The organism is Pseudomonas sp. SK2 (assembly GCF_016772395.1).
In the GTDB taxonomy this organism is placed as follows: Bacteria; Pseudomonadota; Gammaproteobacteria; order Pseudomonadales; family Pseudomonadaceae; genus Aquipseudomonas; species Aquipseudomonas taiwanensis.
On the sequence record NZ_CP061944.1, the window covers coordinates 1,015,422 to 1,033,293 of the forward strand.

At 63.3% G+C, this 17,872-nt stretch carries 15 protein-coding genes; 13 read left to right on the forward strand and 2 right to left on the reverse strand.

From position 1 onward, the window contains the following. The 9 genes from murD (at position 1) to lpxC (ending at position 10,443) form a co-directional block, all read left to right on the forward strand. The gene (gene murD / locus IF103_RS04490) at positions 1-1,347 is read left to right on the forward strand and encodes a UDP-N-acetylmuramoyl-L-alanine--D-glutamate ligase (protein ID WP_202676154.1); all 1,347 of its coding nucleotides are present in this window, start codon (positions 1-3) and stop codon (positions 1,345-1,347) included. After that, entirely contained in the window at positions 1,344-2,558 is a 1,215-nt protein-coding gene (ftsW, locus tag IF103_RS04495; protein WP_023378832.1) for a putative lipid II flippase FtsW, read from the forward strand. The genes murD and ftsW overlap by 4 nt, the downstream gene beginning before the upstream one ends. Continuing rightward, on the forward strand, positions 2,548-3,627 hold the full coding sequence (gene murG, locus IF103_RS04500) for an undecaprenyldiphospho-muramoylpentapeptide beta-N-acetylglucosaminyltransferase (protein ID WP_104882924.1): 1,080 nt from the start codon (positions 2,548-2,550) through the stop codon (positions 3,625-3,627). Before ftsW ends, murG begins: the two co-directional genes overlap by 11 nt. Beyond that, complete coding sequence (murC, locus tag IF103_RS04505; RefSeq protein WP_023378834.1) at positions 3,620-5,068, forward strand: UDP-N-acetylmuramate--L-alanine ligase; 1,449 nt, start codon at positions 3,620-3,622, stop codon at positions 5,066-5,068. The genes murG and murC overlap by 8 nt, the downstream gene beginning before the upstream one ends. Next, complete coding sequence (locus tag IF103_RS04510; RefSeq protein WP_023378835.1) at positions 5,065-6,021, forward strand: D-alanine--D-alanine ligase; 957 nt, start codon at positions 5,065-5,067, stop codon at positions 6,019-6,021. The genes murC and IF103_RS04510 overlap by 4 nt, the downstream gene beginning before the upstream one ends. Before the next feature lie 5 nt (positions 6,022-6,026). Further along, positions 6,027-6,896, forward strand: coding sequence for a cell division protein FtsQ/DivIB (locus IF103_RS04515; protein ID WP_023378836.1), 870 nt, complete (start codon positions 6,027-6,029; stop codon positions 6,894-6,896). A 14-nt stretch (positions 6,897-6,910) separates the two neighbouring features. Then, positions 6,911-8,167: a cell division protein FtsA gene (gene ftsA, locus IF103_RS04520; RefSeq protein WP_023378837.1), complete on the forward strand. Its 1,257-nt coding sequence runs from the start codon at positions 6,911-6,913 to the stop codon at positions 8,165-8,167. A gap of 55 nt (positions 8,168-8,222) precedes the next feature. Further along, positions 8,223-9,419, forward strand: coding sequence for a cell division protein FtsZ (gene ftsZ / locus IF103_RS04525; RefSeq protein ID WP_023378838.1), 1,197 nt, complete (start codon positions 8,223-8,225; stop codon positions 9,417-9,419). 112 nt (positions 9,420-9,531) lie between these two features. Continuing rightward, complete coding sequence (lpxC, locus tag IF103_RS04530) at positions 9,532-10,443, forward strand: UDP-3-O-acyl-N-acetylglucosamine deacetylase (RefSeq protein ID WP_023378839.1); 912 nt, start codon at positions 9,532-9,534, stop codon at positions 10,441-10,443. A 199-nt stretch (positions 10,444-10,642) separates the two neighbouring features. On the opposite strand, the gene IF103_RS04535 is transcribed toward lpxC, so the two are convergent. After that, positions 10,643-11,095: a DUF721 domain-containing protein gene (locus IF103_RS04535; RefSeq protein WP_023378840.1), complete on the reverse strand. Its 453-nt coding sequence runs from the start codon at positions 11,093-11,095 to the stop codon at positions 10,643-10,645. Positions 11,096-11,422: 327 nt separating this feature from the next. Between IF103_RS04535 and secA the strand changes: the two genes are divergently transcribed. The 4 genes from secA to IF103_RS04555 all read left to right on the forward strand — a co-directional run bounded on the left by secA (position 11,423) and on the right by IF103_RS04555 (position 17,259). After that, positions 11,423-14,158, forward strand: a complete 2,736-nt coding sequence (gene secA, locus IF103_RS04540; protein ID WP_027908084.1) for a preprotein translocase subunit SecA — start codon at positions 11,423-11,425, stop codon at positions 14,156-14,158. A gap of 176 nt (positions 14,159-14,334) precedes the next feature. Next, positions 14,335-15,552, forward strand: coding sequence for a bifunctional glutamate N-acetyltransferase/amino-acid acetyltransferase ArgJ (gene argJ, locus IF103_RS04545; RefSeq protein WP_023378842.1), 1,218 nt, complete (start codon positions 14,335-14,337; stop codon positions 15,550-15,552). A 133-nt stretch (positions 15,553-15,685) separates the two neighbouring features. Further along, on the forward strand, positions 15,686-16,318 hold the full coding sequence (locus IF103_RS04550) for a glutathione S-transferase family protein (protein ID WP_023378843.1): 633 nt from the start codon (positions 15,686-15,688) through the stop codon (positions 16,316-16,318). Then, a complete protein-coding gene (locus IF103_RS04555) occupies positions 16,315-17,259 on the forward strand; it encodes a Nudix family hydrolase (protein WP_023378844.1) in 945 nt (314 codons plus the stop codon). The genes IF103_RS04550 and IF103_RS04555 overlap by 4 nt, the downstream gene beginning before the upstream one ends. A gap of 45 nt (positions 17,260-17,304) precedes the next feature. Here IF103_RS04555 and IF103_RS04560 read toward each other — a convergent pair whose 3' ends face one another. Next, positions 17,305-17,871, reverse strand: a complete 567-nt coding sequence (locus tag IF103_RS04560; protein WP_104882142.1) for a cob(I)yrinic acid a,c-diamide adenosyltransferase — start codon at positions 17,869-17,871, stop codon at positions 17,305-17,307. Between the last annotated feature and the right edge of the window lies 1 nt (position 17,872).

Consider the following 17,872-nt stretch of genomic DNA (forward strand, 5'->3'; position numbering starts at 1 on the left):
GTGTCACTGATCGCTTCCGACCAATTCCGCATCGTTGTCGGCCTCGGCAAGAGCGGCATGTCCCTGGTTCGCTTCCTGGCGAACCAGGGCATTGCCTTTGCGGTCGCCGACACCCGCGAGCAACCACCGGAACTGGAAACCCTGCGCCGTGAGTACCCGCAGGTGGAAGTGCGCTGTGGCGAGCTGGACGTGGACTTCCTGTGCCGCGCCAACGAGTTGTATGTGAGCCCAGGTCTTGCGCTGTCGACCCCGGCGCTGCAGCAGGCGGCCGCGCGTGGCGTGAAATTGTCGGGTGACATCGAGCTGTTCGCTCGCCACGCCAAGGCGCCGATCGTCGCGATCAGTGGTTCCAACGCCAAGAGCACCGTGACTACCCTGGTCGGCGAGATGGCGGCCAAGGCAGGAAAGCGAGTGGCAGTAGGCGGCAACCTCGGCACGCCGGCGCTGGATCTGCTCGCTGATGATGTCGAGCTGTACGTCCTGGAGTTGTCGAGCTTCCAGCTGGAAACCACCGACCAGCTCAACGCCGAAGTGGCCACGGTACTGAACATCAGCGAAGACCACATGGACCGCTACAGCGGGCTGCCGGCCTATCACTTGGCCAAGCACCGTATTTTCCGCGGCGCCCGTCAGGTCGTGGTAAACCGCCAGGATGCGCTGAGCCGCCCGCTGCCGATCGAAGGTCGCCCCTGCTGGACGTTCGGTCTCAATGCGCCTGACTTCAAGGCATTTGGCCTGCGCGAAGTCGACGGCGAGAAATACCTGGCCTTCGAGTTCCAGGCCTTGATGCCGGTGCGCGAGCTGAAGGTCCGTGGATCGCACAACCAGAGCAATGCCCTGGCTGCCCTGGCCCTTGGCCATGCTGCTGGCCTGCCGTTCGAGCCCATGCTCGAAGCCCTGCGTGAATTTGGTGGCCTGGCCCACCGCTGCCAATGGGTACGCGAGCGCAACGGGGTGAACTGGTACGACGATTCCAAGGCCACGAACGTGGGGGCGGCCCTGGCGGCCATCGAGGGCCTGGGGGCCGACATCGACGGCAAGCTGGTGCTGATCGCGGGTGGCGACGGCAAGGGTGCCGATTTCTCTGCCCTGCGCGAACCGGTAGCGCAGTACTGCCGCGCCGTGGTGCTGCTGGGCCGTGATGCCGAGCGCTTGGCCGAGGCTTTGGGTGATGGCGTGCAGTTGGTGCGGGTCAAGACGCTGGACGAGGCCGTGCAACAATGTGCCGAACTGGCCCGGTCCGGTGACGCCGTCTTGCTGTCGCCTGCCTGCGCCAGCCTCGATATGTTCAAGAACTTCGAAGAGCGCGGGCGCCTGTTCGCCCAGGCGGCGGGAGGGCTTGCATGATCTTCGGCATCCTCAAGCCATACCCGTCGCCGCTGATCAGCGGACGTGGCATCGACCTCGATTTCCCGCTGCTGGCCGGGTGCCTGGCGCTGCTCGGCCTGGGCCTGGTGATGATCACCTCGGCTTCCTCGGAAGTGGCTGCGGTGCAGTCCGGCAATCCGCTTTATCACATGTTCCGCCACCTGGTTTACGTGGTCCTGGGGCTGGTGGCGTGTGGGGCGACCATGATGGTGCCTATCGCTACCTGGCAACGCATGGGCTTCATGATGCTGCTTGGCGCCTTCGGCCTGCTGGTACTGGTGCTGGTGCCAGGTATCGGTCGCGAAGTGAACGGTTCCATGCGCTGGATCGGCTTCAGTTTCTTCAACGTCCAGCCTTCGGAAATCGCCAAGGTGTTCGTGGTCATCTACCTGGCCGGCTACCTGGTAAGGCGGCAGACCGAGGTGCGCGAGACCTGGATGGGCTTCTTCAAGCCCTTCATCGTCCTGCTGCCCATGGCCGCGCTGCTGCTGATGGAGCCGGACTTCGGCGCCACCGTGGTCATGATGGGCGCAGCGGCGGCCATGCTGTTCCTCGGCGGGGTGGGGCTGTTCCGTTTCAGCTTGATGGTGGTGCTGGCGGTAGTGGCGGTGTTCGTGCTGGTGCAGGCACAGCCGTACCGGATGGCCCGTCTGATCACCTTCACCGATCCGTGGTCCGATCAGTTCGGTTCCGGCTACCAGTTGACCCAGGCGCTGATCGCCTTCGGCCGTGGCGAGTGGCTGGGCGTGGGGCTGGGCAACAGCGTGCAGAAGCAGTTCTACCTGCCCGAAGCGCATACCGACTTCGTGTTCTCGGTCCTGGCCGAGGAGCTGGGCGTCGTCGGTTCGCTGGCGACCATCGCTCTGTTCGTGTTCGTCACCGTGCGCGCCCTCTACATCGGCTTGTGGGCCGAGAAAGCCAAGCAGTTCTTCGCCGCCTACATGGCGTTCGGTCTGGCCTTCCTGTGGATCGGCCAGTTCCTGATCAATATCGGGGTGAACGTCGGTCTGTTGCCGACCAAGGGCCTCACCTTGCCGTTCCTCAGCTACGGAGGCAGCTCGCTGGTGATCTGCTGCGCCTGCGTGGGGTTGTTGCTGCGCATCGAGTGGGAAAGCCGCACGCACCTGGGTAGCGAGGAACATGAATTCAAGGAAAGCGATTTTGCCGAGGAGACCAGCCATGGCCGCTAACGGCAAAAACGTACTGATCATGGCGGGCGGCACCGGCGGGCATGTATTCCCGGCCCTGGCCTGCGCCCGTGAATTCCAGGCTCGCGGTTACAGCGTGCACTGGCTGGGCACGCCGCGCGGCATCGAAAACGAACTGGTGCCACAGGCCGGTCTGCCACTGCACCTGATCCAGGTCAGCGGCCTGCGCGGCAAGGGCAAGCTGTCGTTGCTCAAGGCACCGTTCACGTTGGTCAAGGCTGTGCTTCAGGCACGCCGTATCATTCGGCAGCTCAAGCCGGTATGCGTGCTGGGCTTCGGCGGCTACGTGACCGGCCCGGGCGGTGTCGCTGCGCGTCTGTGCGGCATACCGCTGGTCATTCACGAGCAGAACGCCCGCGCCGGCACTGCCAACCGCCTGCTGGTACCGCTGTCGGCACGCGTTTGCGAAGCGTTTCCGAACACCTTCGAGGCCAGCGACAAACGTCGCACCACGGGTAACCCCGTGCGCCCTGAGCTGTTCATGGACGCTCAGCGTGCGCCTTTGGCCGAGCGCCGGGCCCGCCTGTTGGTCATGGGGGGCAGCCTGGGTGCGGAACCCTTGAACAAATTGTTGCCTAAGGCCCTGTCCGAGGTGCCCGCGAACCTGCGGCCCGAGGTATTCCACCAGGCCGGCAAGCAGCACGCGCCGATCACCGCCGAGCGTTACCGCGAGGCTGGGGTCCAGGCTCAGGTCGAACCGTTCATCAAGGACATGGCCCAAGCCTATGCCTGGGCCGATATCGTGGTCTGCCGGGCCGGTGCCCTGACCGTCAGCGAACTCGCGGCGGCTGGCCTGCCTTCGATGCTGGTGCCCTTGCCCCATGCCATCGACGATCACCAGACCCATAACGCCCAATACCTGTCTCGGGAAGGCGCGGCCTTCCTGATGCCACAAGCGACAACTGGCGCAGCGCAGCTCGCTGAACGCCTGAACGAGGTGCTGATGCAACCCGAGAAACTCAACACCATGGCCAGCACCGCACGGAGCCTGGCCAAACCTGCTGCAACCAGCACCGTGGTCGACATCTGCCTGGAGGTGGCACATGGTTGAAAGCCAGAAAGCCATGCCCCAGCCGAAAATGGGTCGGATCAACCGTATTCACTTCGTCGGTATCGGCGGTGTGGGCATGTGCGGTATTGCCGAAGTGCTGCTCAACCTGGGCTACCAGGTGTCCGGTTCCGACCTGAAGGCCTCGCCAGTTACCGAGCGCCTGGAATCGTTCGGTGCCCAGATCTTCGTCGGCCACCGTGCCGAGAACGCCGCCAATGCCGACGTGCTGGTCGTGTCCAGCGCCATCAATCCGGCCAACCCGGAAGTCGCCACCGCACTGGAGCGCCGCATTCCAGTGGTGCCGCGCGCTGAGATGCTTGCCGAGCTGATGCGCTATCGCCACGGCGTAGCGGTTGCCGGTACCCACGGCAAGACCACCACCACCAGTCTGCTGGCCTCGGTGTTCGCCGCGGGTGGCCTGGACCCGACCTTCGTCATCGGCGGGCGCCTGACGGCGGCCGGGACCAACGCGCAGTTGGGCACCAGCCGTTACCTGATCGCCGAAGCCGATGAAAGCGATGCCAGCTTCCTGCACCTGCAGCCGATGGTCGCGGTAGTCACCAACATCGACGCCGACCACATGGCCACCTATGAAGGCGACTTCAACAAGCTGAAGAAAACCTTCGTGGAGTTCCTGCACAACCTGCCGTTCTACGGCCTGGCCGTGATGTGCCTGGACGACCCGGTAGTGCGCGAGATCCTGCCGCAGGTCAAGCGCCCGACGGTCACCTACGGTTTCAGCGAAGAGGCCGACGTGCGCGCCATCAACGTGCGCCAGCAGGGCATGCAGACCCACTTCACCGTGCTGCGCCGCGACCGCGAGCCGCTGGATGTGTCGGTGAACATGCCCGGTAACCACAACGTGTTGAACGCCTTGGCCACCATCGCCATCGCCACTGACGAAGGCATCAGCGACGAAGCCATCGTCCAGGGCTTGTCCGGCTTCCAGGGCGTGGGGCGGCGCTTCCAAGTCTACGGCGAGCTGCCAGTCGAAGGCGGCAGCGTGATGCTGGTCGACGACTACGGTCACCACCCGACCGAAGTGGCTGCGGTCATCAAGGCCGTACGTGGCGGCTGGCCAAGCCGTCGACTGGTGATCGTCTACCAGCCGCACCGCTACAGCCGTACCCGTGACCTGTACGACGACTTCGTGCAGGTGCTCGGCGACGCCAACGTGCTGCTGTTGATGGAAGTCTACCCGGCCGGCGAAGAGCCGATTCCGGGTGCCGACAGCCGTCAGCTCTGCCACAGCATCCGTCAGCGCGGCAAGCTCGACCCCATCTATATCGAACGTGGCGTGGAACTCGCGCCGTTGGTCCAGCCGCTGCTGCGCGCCGGCGACATCCTGCTGTGCCAGGGTGCCGGTGATGTCGGCGGTCTGGCCCCGCAATTGATGAAAAGCCCGCTGTTCGCTGGCGCCAAGCAGGAGAAGTCGAAATGACCAGCGCCTACGACAAGCTGCATTCCACCCTCGACGTCAAGGCATTCGGTCGTGTCGCCGTGCTGTACGGCGGCAAGAGTGCCGAGCGCGAGGTGTCGCTGAAGTCTGGCGCCGCCGTGATCGATGCGCTGACCACTGCCGGTGTGGACGTGGTAGGCATCGATGTGGGTGATGACCTGCTGGCCCGCCTGCAGAGCGAGAAGATCGACCGCGCCTTCATCATTCTCCACGGCCGTGGCGGTGAAGACGGCAGCATGCAAGGCCTGCTCGAGTGCCTGGGCATCCCTTACACCGGTAGCGGGATCCTGGCGTCTGCCCTGGCCATGGACAAGCTGCGCACCAAGCAGGTGTGGCAGAGCCTGGGCATTCCGACCCCGCGCCACGCCGTGCTGGCCAGCGAGAGCGATTGTGTTGCCGCCGGTGCGGAACTGGGCTTCCCGTTGATCGTCAAACCGGCCCATGAAGGTTCAAGTATCGGCATGGCGAAGGTGAACAGCGTGCAAGAGCTGGTCGCCGCCTGGAAGGACGCCGCCAAGTACGATTCGCAAGTTCTGGTCGAGCAATGGATTCACGGCCCGGAGTTCACCATCGCAGTGTTGCGCGGCCAGGTGCTGCCTCCGATTGCGCTGGGCACCCCGCACGTGTTCTACGACTACGACGCCAAGTACATTGCCAATGACACCCAGTACCGCATTCCGTGCGGCCTGGACAGTGCCAAGGAAAAGGAACTGATCGACCTGACCGCGCGCGCCTGCGATGCCATCGGCATCGAAGGCTGGGGGCGGCTGGACGTGATGCAGGACGAGCAGGGCCGGTTCTGGCTGCTCGAAGTCAACACCGCACCCGGCATGACCGACCATAGCCTGGTGCCCATGGCGGCGCGCGCGGCCGGCCTGGACTTCCAGCAACTGGTGCTGGCGATCCTGGCTGAAAGCGTCGTGACGCGAGGTTAAGAGCCATGCAAGGCGCGATGATACGTCAGCAGCAACCCGTTACCGGCCGTAGCAAGCCGGTGCCGCGTGGTGCCAGCCGACTGGTGGCCGACGAGCCCGTATCGGCGCGCCTGCCTCGGCCAAGCCTCGGTGGTCTCAAGCGCCTGCTGTGGCCCGTGCTGCTGGTGGCGGCGGGCTTTGGTGCCTACGAAGGCGCCATTCGCCTCATGCCTTACGCCGACCGGCCGATCACCAAGATCGCCGTACAAGGCGACCTGAGCTACATCAGCCAGCAGGCGGTGCAGCAACGGATCGCGCCGTACGTGGCGTCGAGCTTCTTCAGCGTCGACCTGACGGCGATGCGCGCAGAGCTCGAGCAGATGCCATGGATCGCCCATGCCGAGGTTCGCCGGGTATGGCCGGACGAGGTGGTGATTCGCCTTGAGGAACAGTTGCCGGTTGCGCGCTGGGGGGACGAAGCCTTGCTCAACAACCAAGGCCAGGCCTTCACCCCGCGCGAGTTGGCCAACTACGAGCACCTGCCGCAGCTGTTCGGGCCGCAGCGCGCTCAGCAACAAGTCATGCAGCAGTATCAGGTATTGAGCCAGATGCTGCGCCCCCTGGGCTTTTCCATCGCTCGCCTGGAGCTGCGCGAGCGGGGCAGCTGGTTCCTGACCACAGGCGCGGGTAGCGCCGGGTCGGGTGTCGAGCTGCTGTTGGGGCGCGATCACCTGGTGGAGAAGATGCGCCGTTTCATTGCCATTTACGACAAGACACTCAAAGAGCAGATCACCAACATCGCCCGCATTGATCTGCGTTATTCCAACGGACTTGCCGTTGGTTGGCGGGAACCGATTGCACCGACGACGGCCCAACCCGCCGTTGCGAAGAATTAGAGAGAGGCAGGACCATGGCAAACGCGCATAGCGGCAAAATGATCGTCGGGCTGGACATCGGCACCTCCAAGGTGGTGGCGCTGGTGGGTGAAGTGGCCGAAGACGGCACCCTGGAAATCGTGGGTATCGGCACCCATCCGTCCCGTGGCCTGAAGAAAGGCGTGGTGGTGAACATCGAGTCCACCGTGCAGTCGATCCAGCGCGCGGTGGAAGAAGCGCAGCTGATGGCCGGTTGCCGCATCCACTCCGCATTCGTCGGCGTGGCCGGCAACCATATCCGCAGCCTGAACTCCCACGGTATCGTCGCCATTCGCGATCGCGAAGTGAGTCTCGCCGACCTTGAGCGGGTACTCGACGCTGCCCAGGCCGTGGCCATTCCGGCCGATCAGCGCGTGCTGCACACCCTGCCGCAGGACTACGTGATCGATAACCAGGAAGGCGTGCGCGAGCCGCTGGGCATGTCCGGCGTTCGTCTGGAAGCCAAGGTCCACGTGGTCACCTGCGCAGTCAATGCGGCACAGAACATCGAGAAGTGCGTGCGCCGCTGTGGCCTGGAAATTGACGACATCATCCTCGAGCAACTGGCCTCGGCCTACTCGGTGCTGACCGACGACGAGAAAGAGCTGGGCGTGTGCCTGGTAGACATCGGTGGTGGCACGACCGATATCGCCATCTTCACCGAAGGCGCCATCCGCCACACCGCGGTGATCCCGATCGCGGGCGACCAGGTGACCAACGACATCGCCATGGCCCTGCGCACGCCCACCCAGTACGCCGAGGAAATCAAGATCCGTTACGCCTGCGCCCTGGCCAAGCTGGCCGGCGCTGGCGAGACCATCAAGGTGCCAAGCGTGGGCGACCGTCCTCCGCGCGAGCTGTCGCGTCAGGCCCTGGCCGAGGTGGTGGAGCCGCGTTACGACGAGCTCTTCACCCTGATCCAGGCCGAGCTGCGTCGCAGCGGCTACGAGGACCTGGTGCCAGCCGGCATCGTCCTTACCGGTGGCACCGCGAAGATGGAAGGTGCCGTGGAACTGGCCGAAGAAATCTTCCACATGCCGGTACGCCTTGGCGTACCGCACAGCGTTCGGGGACTGAGCGACGTGGTGCGCAACCCGATCTATTCCACTGGCGTGGGCTTGCTCACCTATGGCCTGCAGAAGCAGACCGAGGACTTGCCCCTGACCGGTAACAGCAGCAGCAACAGCTATGGCGATGAACCGAAGGCCCCAGTGCTTGAGCGCTTCAAGCGGTGGGTCCAGGGCAACTTCTAAGTTTCAAAGCAGTAGTGGTAGGCGCGACAACTAGAGAACTGTAAGGAGAGGGAAAATGTTCGAGCTCGTAGACAACGTCCCGCAAAGTCCGGTCATCAAGGTGATCGGCGTTGGCGGTGGCGGCGGCAACGCCGTCAACCACATGGTGAAGAGCAACATCGAAGGCGTCGAGTTCATCTGCGCCAACACCGATGCTCAAGCGCTGAAAAACATCGGCGCGCGCACCATCCTGCAACTGGGTACCGGTGTGACCAAAGGCCTGGGTGCCGGTGCCAATCCGGAAGTCGGTCGTCAGGCCGCGCTGGAAGACCGTGAGCGTATCGCCGAGGTGCTGCAGGGCACCAACATGGTGTTCATCACCACTGGCATGGGTGGTGGTACCGGTACCGGTGCGGCGCCGATCATCGCCGAAGTGGCCAAGGAAATGGGCATTCTCACCGTTGCCGTGGTGACCCGTCCGTTCCCGTTCGAGGGCCGCAAGCGCATGCAGATCGCCGATGAAGGCATCCGTATGCTGGCGGAAAGCGTTGACTCGCTGATCACCATCCCTAACGAAAAACTGCTGACCATCCTGGGCAAGGATGCCAGCCTGCTGTCTGCCTTCGCCAAGGCCGACGACGTGCTGGCCGGCGCCGTTCGCGGTATTTCCGACATCATCAAGCGTCCGGGCATGATCAACGTCGACTTCGCCGACGTGCGTACCGTGATGGGCGAGATGGGCATGGCGATGATGGGCACTGGCTGCGCCAGCGGTCCGAACCGTGCTCGCGAGGCGACCGAGGCAGCCATCCGCAACCCGCTGCTCGAAGACGTCAACCTGCAGGGCGCTCGCGGTATCCTGGTCAACATCACCGCAGGTCCCGACCTGTCGCTGGGCGAGTACTCCGATGTGGGTAGCATCATCGAAGCCTTCGCCTCCGACCACGCGATGGTCAAGGTCGGTACCGTTATCGACCCGGACATGCGCGACGAGCTGCACGTCACCGTGGTCGCCACTGGCCTGGGCGCTCGTATCGAGAAGCCGGTCAAGGTGGTGGACAACACCCTGCAGACCGCCCAGCAGGTATACGAGTCGTCCAACCCTGCGCCTGCGCGTCAGGAGCAGCCAGCGGTCAACTACCGTGACCTGGAGCGTCCGACCGTGATGCGCAACCAGGCCCATGCAGGTGCCGCCGCGGCAGCTAAACTCAACCCACAGGATGATCTGGACTACCTTGATATTCCGGCATTCCTGCGTCGTCAGGCTGATTAATGGAATTTATCAGGGGTATAGGGGTGATTGGTGTTCAGCAAAGGCCGGGTCTGTTATCATCCCCAGCCTTTGTTGATACCTGTTCGCAATTTGCGCTGAAGCGGCCAATGCCATGATTAAACAACGCACCCTGAAGAATACCATCCGTGCCACAGGTGTCGGTCTGCACTCCGGGGAGAAGGTCTACCTGACCCTCAAGCCTGCGCCTGTTGACACCGGCATCGTCTTCCGTCGCGCCGACCTCGACCCTGTGGTCGAAATCCCGGCGCGCGCGGCCAACGTCGGTGAGACAACCATGTCGACGACGCTGGTCAACGGTGACGTCAAGGTCGATACGGTCGAGCACCTGCTCTCCGCCATGGCGGGCCTGGGCATCGATAACGCCTACGTCGAGCTCTCCGCCTCGGAAGTGCCGATCATGGATGGCAGCGCCGGTCCCTTCGTATTCCTGATTCAGTCTGCTGGCCTGGAAGAACAGGACGCAGCCAAGAAGTTCATCCGTATCCTGCGCGAAGTGACAGTGGAGGAGGGCGACAAGCGCGCTACCTTCCTGCCGTTCGACGGGTTCAAGGTGAGCTTCGAGATCGACTTCGACCACCCGGTGCTGCGCAACCGGACCCAAAGTGCCAGCGTCGACTTCTCCAGCACGTCGTTCGTGAAGGAAGTCAGCCGCGCCCGTACCTTTGGTTTCATGCGTGACATCGAGTACCTGCGCAAGCACAACCTCGCGTTGGGCGGCAGTGTCGAGAACGCCATCGTTGTCGACGAAGACGGCGTGCTGAACGAAGACGGCCTTCGCTATGAAGACGAATTCGTCAAGCACAAGATCCTCGATGCCATCGGCGACCTTTACCTGCTGGGCAACAGCCTGATCGGCGAGTTCAAGGGCTTCAAGTCCGGACACGCGCTGAACAACCAGCTGCTGCGCAAGCTCATTGCTGAAAAAGATGCCTGGGAAGTGGTCACTTTCGAAGATGCCAGTACGGCACCGATCTCGTACATGCGCCCTGTTGCGGCCGTGTAAGTTCGAACACTCTCTAGTTCATTGAGGCCACCTTCGGGTGGCCTTTTTATTGCCTGGATCGTGTGGTGTCGGGAGGAAGGGCTCCCACCTCTGTTTCGGGCCAGTCATGCCTGCGGGATGCGCGCGCGACCGCTTCGGCGCCTGGCACGTTATCGCGCGCATCTTCGGTAGAAGCGAGCCTTGCTCGCGATGCGCCTGGCTACTTCTCTCGGGCGTGCGCGGCCAGTCGTTCCAGTGCGGCGCGCAACTTGGGGTCAGCAATGCCCTCGGCGGTGTCACGCAAGCTCTCGGCCGCCGTGCTCGACAGCTCGATGGCATGTCCGCCACGCTTGGCAGGCACCAGCGGCGGCTGCACCTTGAACAGGATACGGGAGAGGTTGCCGAACGCTTCCATGGCCTGTAGCTGGCGCATCAGGCGCTTTTGCTGATAGCGCAGGCGTGTAGCCCAATGACCGTCGGTCACCACCAGTAACAGCGTGCCGTCGCGCCACGATGCCACATGGCAGTGCTCGCGGGCGGCTGGTTGCAGCTGGCTTTCCAGTAGGCGCTGCAAGTGCTCCAGGCGCTCGGCCTGGTTCAGTAACAAGCGCAGCGGGCGGTTCTGGCGCAACAGGGCAGAGGGCGGCTGGGCGGGAGTGGGTTTGTAGGCCATGGGGTACGCACGCGGTTACAAGATCGGCAGTCTAACATTTCCGACACCCTGGCTGGCCTCATCGCCGGCTGGCCGGCAATACGTCGGTGCAGACCCTGCGGGATACGAGTCATTCGCGATACGTTTCATGAACACAAGGGTTGAACTCAGTGAAAATGACCCTATCTTAGAAACGCCCCCGCCAAAGCGCTGTGCCAGCATCGTGGAAATCCACCACTTTCCTCACCATCGTTTCCGGGTAGAATGCTCGTTCGCATGCGGCCTCAGGGCTGCACGGGCGACTCATGGGGCCGCCCTCCATCCCTACGTGTGGAAGATCCTGCCGATATGTTTGCGCCTTTGTTAAAGAAACTTTTTGGAAGCAAGAACGAGCGTGAAGTCAAACGCATGCTCAAGACGGTGAACATCGTCAATGCTCTCGAAGAGAAGATGGTGGCCCTCTCCGACGAGCAGCTGCGGGGCAAGACCGCAGAGTTCAAGGAGCGCCTGGCCAAAGGCGAGACACTGGACCAATTGCTGCCCGAGGCCTTCGCCGTTGCCCGTGAGGCCGGCAAGCGAGTCATGGGCATGCGTCACTTCGATGTGCAGCTGATCGGCGGCATGACCCTGCACGAGGGTATGATCGCAGAAATGCGCACCGGCGAAGGCAAGACCTTGGTCGGTACCCTGGCCGTCTATCTCAATGCATTGTCCGGCAAGGGCGTGCATGTCGTGACCGTCAACGACTACCTGGCCCGCCGTGACGCCAACTGGATGCGTCCGCTGTACGAATTCCTCGGCCTGACCGTTGGCATCGTATCGGCCTTCCAGCCGCCGGAAGAGAAGCGCGCCGCCTACGCCGCCGACATCACCTACGGCACCAACAACGAATTCGGTTTCGACTACCTGCGCGACAACATGGCCTTCAGCCAGGAAGAGAAGTTCCAGCGTGAACTGAACTTCGCCGTGATCGACGAAGTCGACTCGATCCTCATCGACGAAGCCCGTACCCCGCTGATCATCTCTGGCCAGGCCGAAGACAGCTCGAAGCTGTACATCGAGATCAACCGCCTGATCCCGCGCTTGAAGCAGCACATCGAAGAGGTCGAAGGTCAGGTCACCCAGGAAGGCCACTTCACCATCGACGAGAAGAGCCGCCAGGTCGAACTCAACGAGGCCGGTCACCAGTACATCGAAGAGATGCTGACCCAGGCCGGTCTGCTGGCCGAGGGCGAAAGCCTCTACTCGGCGCACAACCTGGGCCTGCTGACCCACGTCTACGCCGGCCTGCGTGCGCACAAGCTGTTCCACCGCAACGTCGAGTACATCGTCCAGGACGGCCAGGTCCTGCTGATCGACGAGCACACCGGCCGTACCATGCCAGGCCGCCGTCTGTCCGAGGGCCTGCACCAGGCCATCGAGGCGAAGGAAAACCTGAACATCCAGGCCGAAAGCCAGACGCTGGCTTCGACCACCTTCCAGAACTACTTCCGTCTCTACACCAAGCTGTCCGGCATGACCGGTACCGCCGATACCGAAGCGTTCGAATTCGCCCAGATCTACGCCCTCAACGTGATGGTCATTCCGCCTAACAAGCCGCTGGCGCGCAAGGACTTCAACGACCTGGTCTACCTGACCGCGGACGAAAAATATGCCGCGATCATCGCTGACATCAAAGAGAGCCTGAGTCATGGCCGTCCGGTACTGGTAGGTACCGCGACCATCGAAACGTCCGAGCACATGTCGAACCTTCTGAAGAAGGAAGGTATCGACCACAAGGTACTGAACGCCAAGTACCACGAGAAGGAAGCCGAGATCATCGCCCAGGCCGGCGCGCCAGGTGCGCTGACCATCGCCACCAACATGGCCGGTCGCGGTACCGACATCCTGCTGGGCGGCAACTGGGAGGCCGAAGTGGCGGCCTTGGAGAACCCGACCGCCGAGCAGATCGCCCAGATCAAGGCGGATTGGCAGAAACGTCACCAGCAAGTGATCGAGGCTGGCGGCCTGCACGTCATCGCTTCCGAGCGTCACGAATCCCGCCGTATCGACAACCAGCTGCGCGGCCGTTCCGGTCGTCAGGGCGACCCGGGTTCGAGCCGCTTCTACCTGTCGCTGGAAGACAGCCTGATGCGTATCTTCGCCTCCGACCGGGTGAAGAACTTCATGAAGGCCCTGGGCATGCAGTCCGGCGAGGCTATCGAACACCGCATGGTGACCAACGCCATCGAGAAAGCCCAGCGCAAGGTCGAAGGCCGCAACTTCGACATCCGCAAGCAGTTGCTCGAATACGACGACGTGGCCAACGAGCAGCGCAAGGTGATCTACCACATGCGCAACAGCCTGCTGGCCGCCGAGAACATTGGCGATACCATCGAAGAGTTCCGCAAGGAAGTCCTGGATGCCACCATCAGCCAGCACATTCCACCGCAGTCGCTGCCTGAGCAGTGGGACGTGGCCGGTCTGGAAGCGTCGCTGGCCAGCGATTTCGCCATGAAGCTGCCGATCCAGCAGTGGCTCGACGAGGACGATCACCTCTACGAGGAGACCCTGCGCGAGAAGCTGCTGAACGAGATCACCCGCGCCTACACCGAGAAGGAAGACCAGGCCGGCATCGAGGCCCTGCGCACCTTCGAGAAGCAGATCCTGCTGCGCGTGCTGGACGACCTGTGGAAAGACCACCTGTCGACCATGGACCACCTGCGTCACGGTATTCACCTGCGTGGTTACGCGCAAAAGAACCCGAAGCAGGAGTACAAGCGCGAATCGTTCACCCTGTTCCAGGAACTGCTCGAGTCGATCAAGCGCGACACCATTCGTGTGCTGTCCCACGTTCAGGTGCGTCGCGAAGATCCAGCCGAAGAGGAAGCCCGTCTGCGTCGCGAGGCCGAGGAGCTGGCCAGCCGCATGCAGTTCCAGCACGCCGCTGCCCCTGGTCTTGAAGCCGAGCAGCAGAGCGAGGAGGGCGCCGAAGTGGCCGTGGCTGCCGCGCCGGTGCGCAACGAGCAGAAGCTGGGCCGCAACGAGCCGTGCTGGTGTGGTTCGGGCAAGAAGTTCAAGCATTGCCATGGTCAGATCGAGTGATCTGACCTGAGGGGCCGCTCTGCGGCCCTATCGCGACACAAGGCCGCTCCCACAGGTACTGCGCCCAGCTCATCAGCGGCGTGGTATCCGGTGGGAGCGGCTTTGTGTCACGAAGGGGGCGCCAAGCGGCCCCGCTCTACACATTGTTCTCAAACCCTATTTCTAGGAGCGCTCTAATGGCTGTTGGTCTTGGTCCTTTGCCCACCTTGCACCCGGTTCCGGGTTTCGAACTCGGTATTGCATCCGCGGGCATCAAGCGTCCCGGGCGCAAGGATGTGGTGGTCATGCGCTGTGCCGAAGGCTCCAGCGTCGCAGGTGTGTTCACCCTCAATGCCTTCTGCGCAGCGCCGGTGATCCTGTCCAAGCAGCGTGTGCAGGGCACCGTGCGCTACTTGCTGACCAACACCGGCAACGCCAACGCCGGTACCGGCGCTCCTGGTCTGGCCGCTGCCGAGCGTACCTGCGCCAAGCTGGCGGAACTGGCCGGCGTACCTGCCGAATCGGTACTGCCGTTCTCTACCGGTGTCATCGGTGAGCCGCTGCCGGTAGAGAAGATCGAAGGCGCCCTGCAGGCCGCCCTGGACAACCTGTCGGAAAACAACTGGGCTGAAGCCGCCACCGGCATCATGACCACCGACACCCTGCCCAAAGGCGCCAGCCGTCAGTTCCAGCACGATGGCGTGACCGTCACCGTGACCGGCATCAGCAAGGGCGCGGGCATGATCCGTCCGAACATGGCCACCATGCTCGGTTATATCGCCACCGACGCCAAGGTCGCACCGGCGGTGCTCAAGGACCTGATGCTCGATGGCGCCAACAAGTCGTTCAACCGCATCACCATCGACGGCGACACCTCGACCAACGATTGCTGCATGCTCATCGCCACCGGCAAGGCCAACCTGCCGGAGGTCACCCAAGCCAGCGGTGCGCTGTTCGAAGCCCTGAAAAAGGCGGTGTTCGAGGTGTGCATGGAAGTGGCTCAGGCCATCGTCCGTGATGGCGAAGGCGCTACCAAGTTCGTCACCGTTCAGGTCAATGGCGGCGGCAACCACCAGGAGTGTCTGGACGTCGGTTACGCCGTGGCCCACTCGCCGCTGATCAAGACCGCGCTGTTCGCGTCCGACCCGAACTGGGGCCGTATTCTGGCTGCAGTGGGCCGCGCCGGTGTGCCGGAACTGGATGTCAGCCTGATCGACGTGTACCTGGACAACGTCTGCATTGCCAGCAAAGGCGGCCGCAGCCCAAGTTACACCGAAGACCAGGGTGCCAAGGTGATGGCCCAGGAGGAAATCACCATTCGCATCGAGCTGGGCCGTGGCCAGTGCAGCGAAACCATCTGGACCACCGACCTGTCCCACGAGTACGTGAAGATCAACGCCGAATACCGTACCTGATACAAGGTCCTGTTCGCCGGTAAGTCAGCTCCTGCAGGTGCAATGTCCACAGGAGCCGGCTTGCCGTGGTGCCGAACCGCGGCGATAGCCTGCCAGGCAGCCGCCACTCACCCGCATTCAATGGAGCCGACCCATGAGCTATCACCTGATCATCGGCGACAAACGCTATTCTTCGTGGTCGCTACGTGGCGCCCTGGCCCTCGAGCTGGCTGGCGCGGACTATGAAGAAACGCTGATCAAACTCAACCAGCCAGACACCCGCCAGCGCATCCTTCAGTACTCCGCTACCGGCAAGGTGCCATTGCTCAAGACCGAGCACGGCGTGATCGCCGATTCCCTGGCGATTGCCGAATACCTCAACGAACGCCACCCCGCTGCCCAGCTATGGCCTGCAGATATCGCAGCGCGTGCGCAGGCCCGCTCGGCCTGCGCTCAGATGCACAGCGGGTTCACCGCCTTGCGCAGTGCCATGCCTTTCGACTTGTCCCGAGACGCCGCCCTGGAGAGCATCCCGCTGGAGGTGCAAGTGGACATCGATCGTATCGTCGCGTTGTGGTCGGAGTGCCGCCTGGTGGCCAAGGACAGTGGCCCGTTCCTGTTCGGCAAGCCGACCCTGGCCGATGCCTTCTTCGCGCCGGTCGCCGTACGCCTGCGTACCTATCGAGTCGATGTGCCGGCGCATGCGGCGGCCTACATCGAAACCCTCTACCAGTGGCCGGCCTTCCAGGCCTGGCAGAAAGCAGGACTCGCGGAGCGTGAAGGGTGAAACGGATTCATGTCGTAGCAGCGGTCATTCGCGGTGGTGACGGCCGGATCCTTATCGCCCGGCGTGCCGATAGCCAGCATCAGGGTGGCCTGTGGGAGTTCCCTGGGGGCAAGGTGGAGGAGGGCGAAGGTGTCGAGTCGGCGCTGGTCCGCGAGTTGCGCGAGGAGTTGGGCATCGAGGTGACCCGTTCGCGACCGCTGATCAAGGTCAGCCATGACTACCCGGACAAGCAGGTGTTGCTGGATGTCCATGAAGTCGACGCCTTCACCGGCGAACCTCATGGTGCCGAAGGGCAGCCGCTGGCCTGGGTAGCCCCGCGTGATCTTGGGCAGTACGCGTTCCCGGAAGCCAACAAGCCGATCGTCGCTGCCGCGCGGTTGCCGGATCAGTATCTGATTACCCCGGACGGGCTTGAGGTACCCGAGATGCTCAAGGGCATCCAGAAGGCCGTCGCCTCGGGTATCCGTCTGATCCAGCTGCGGGCACCGGACATGTACGACCCCAAGTACCGGGATGTGGCGGTGGACGCGGTTGGCCTTTGTGCTGGCAAGGCGCAACTGATGCTCAAGGGGCCGCTGGAGTGGCTGGGCGACTTCCCCGCGGCTGGTTGGCACCTCACCGCCGCGCAGTTGCGTAAGTATGCGGCCAAGGGCCGACCGTTCCCGACGGCGCGTTGGCTGGCGGCGTCCTGCCATAATGCAGAGGAACTGGCGTTGGCCGAACGGATGGGCGTGGACTTCGTCACCCTGTCGCCGGTTCAGCCGACCCAGACCCATCCAGAGGCGGCGCCACTGGGCTGGGATGCGGCGCGGCAGATGATTGCCGGTTTCAACCAACCGGTATTCTTGCTGGGTGGGGTTGGACCCAGTGAGCGCGAGCGTGCCTGGGACGTCGGGGCACAGGGCGTTGCGGGGATCCGGGCCTTCTGGCCTGAGGTCTGAACGGCGGGGCCGCTGAGCGGCCCTTGCGCGACACAAGGTCCACCGTCAGTCTGGCGTATTCCCTGCAGGCTGCCACAAGACCTCAGCGATTCCTTGGCGGCGCCCAATGATGCGGGCCGCCACGAACAGCAGATCGGAAAGCCGGTTGATGTACGCCAGGCCCACGCCTTCGAGCGGTTCTACGGCGTTCAACTGCTGACACCGGCGTTCCGCAGTGCGGGCCAGGCTCCGACACACATGGGCCTGGGCCACCAGAGCAGAGCCGCTGGGCAGAATGAAATTCTTCAACGGCCCCAGCTCTTCGTTCCACACGTCGATGGCGGCTTCCAGTCGCTCCACCTCGGCCTGGTCCAGCGCCTGGTAACTTGGCATTGCCAGCTCGCCACCCAGGTCGAACAACCGATGCTGGCACGGCGCAAGCACCTCGCTCACTTCATCCAGCCCTTGTTCGGCCAGGCCGGCCAGCAGTAGCCCAAGCTGGCTGTTAAGACTGTCCACTTCGCCGATCGCCTCGATCCGTGGATGGTCCTTGGGGACGCGACGACCGTCGCCCAGGCCGGTTTCGCCTTTGTCGCCGGTGCGTGTGTAGATCTTTGAAAGGCGGTAGCCCATG

Bases quoted from the DNA above. Each gene is read 5' to 3' on its own strand.
- secA (WP_027908084.1), top strand. From the start codon at position 11,423: ATGTTTGCGCCTTTGTTAAAGAAACTTTTTGGAAGCAAGAACGAGCGT.
- murG (WP_104882924.1), top strand. From the start codon at position 2,548: ATGGCCGCTAACGGCAAAAACGTACTGATCATGGCGGGCGGCACCGGC.
- IF103_RS04550 (WP_023378843.1), top strand. From the start codon at position 15,686: ATGAGCTATCACCTGATCATCGGCGACAAACGCTATTCTTCGTGGTCG.
- argJ (WP_023378842.1), top strand. From the start codon at position 14,335: ATGGCTGTTGGTCTTGGTCCTTTGCCCACCTTGCACCCGGTTCCGGGT.
- murC (WP_023378834.1), top strand. From the start codon at position 3,620: ATGGTTGAAAGCCAGAAAGCCATGCCCCAGCCGAAAATGGGTCGGATC.
- ftsZ (WP_023378838.1), top strand. From the start codon at position 8,223: ATGTTCGAGCTCGTAGACAACGTCCCGCAAAGTCCGGTCATCAAGGTG.
- lpxC (WP_023378839.1), top strand. From the start codon at position 9,532: ATGATTAAACAACGCACCCTGAAGAATACCATCCGTGCCACAGGTGTC.
- IF103_RS04535 (WP_023378840.1), bottom strand. From the start codon at position 11,095: ATGGCCTACAAACCCACTCCCGCCCAGCCGCCCTCTGCCCTGTTGCGC.
- IF103_RS04515 (WP_023378836.1), top strand. From the start codon at position 6,027: ATGCAAGGCGCGATGATACGTCAGCAGCAACCCGTTACCGGCCGTAGC.
- ftsW (WP_023378832.1), top strand. From the start codon at position 1,344: ATGATCTTCGGCATCCTCAAGCCATACCCGTCGCCGCTGATCAGCGGA.
- ftsA (WP_023378837.1), top strand. From the start codon at position 6,911: ATGGCAAACGCGCATAGCGGCAAAATGATCGTCGGGCTGGACATCGGC.
- IF103_RS04510 (WP_023378835.1), top strand. From the start codon at position 5,065: ATGACCAGCGCCTACGACAAGCTGCATTCCACCCTCGACGTCAAGGCA.
- IF103_RS04560 (WP_104882142.1), bottom strand. From the start codon at position 17,871: ATGGGCTACCGCCTTTCAAAGATCTACACACGCACCGGCGACAAAGGC.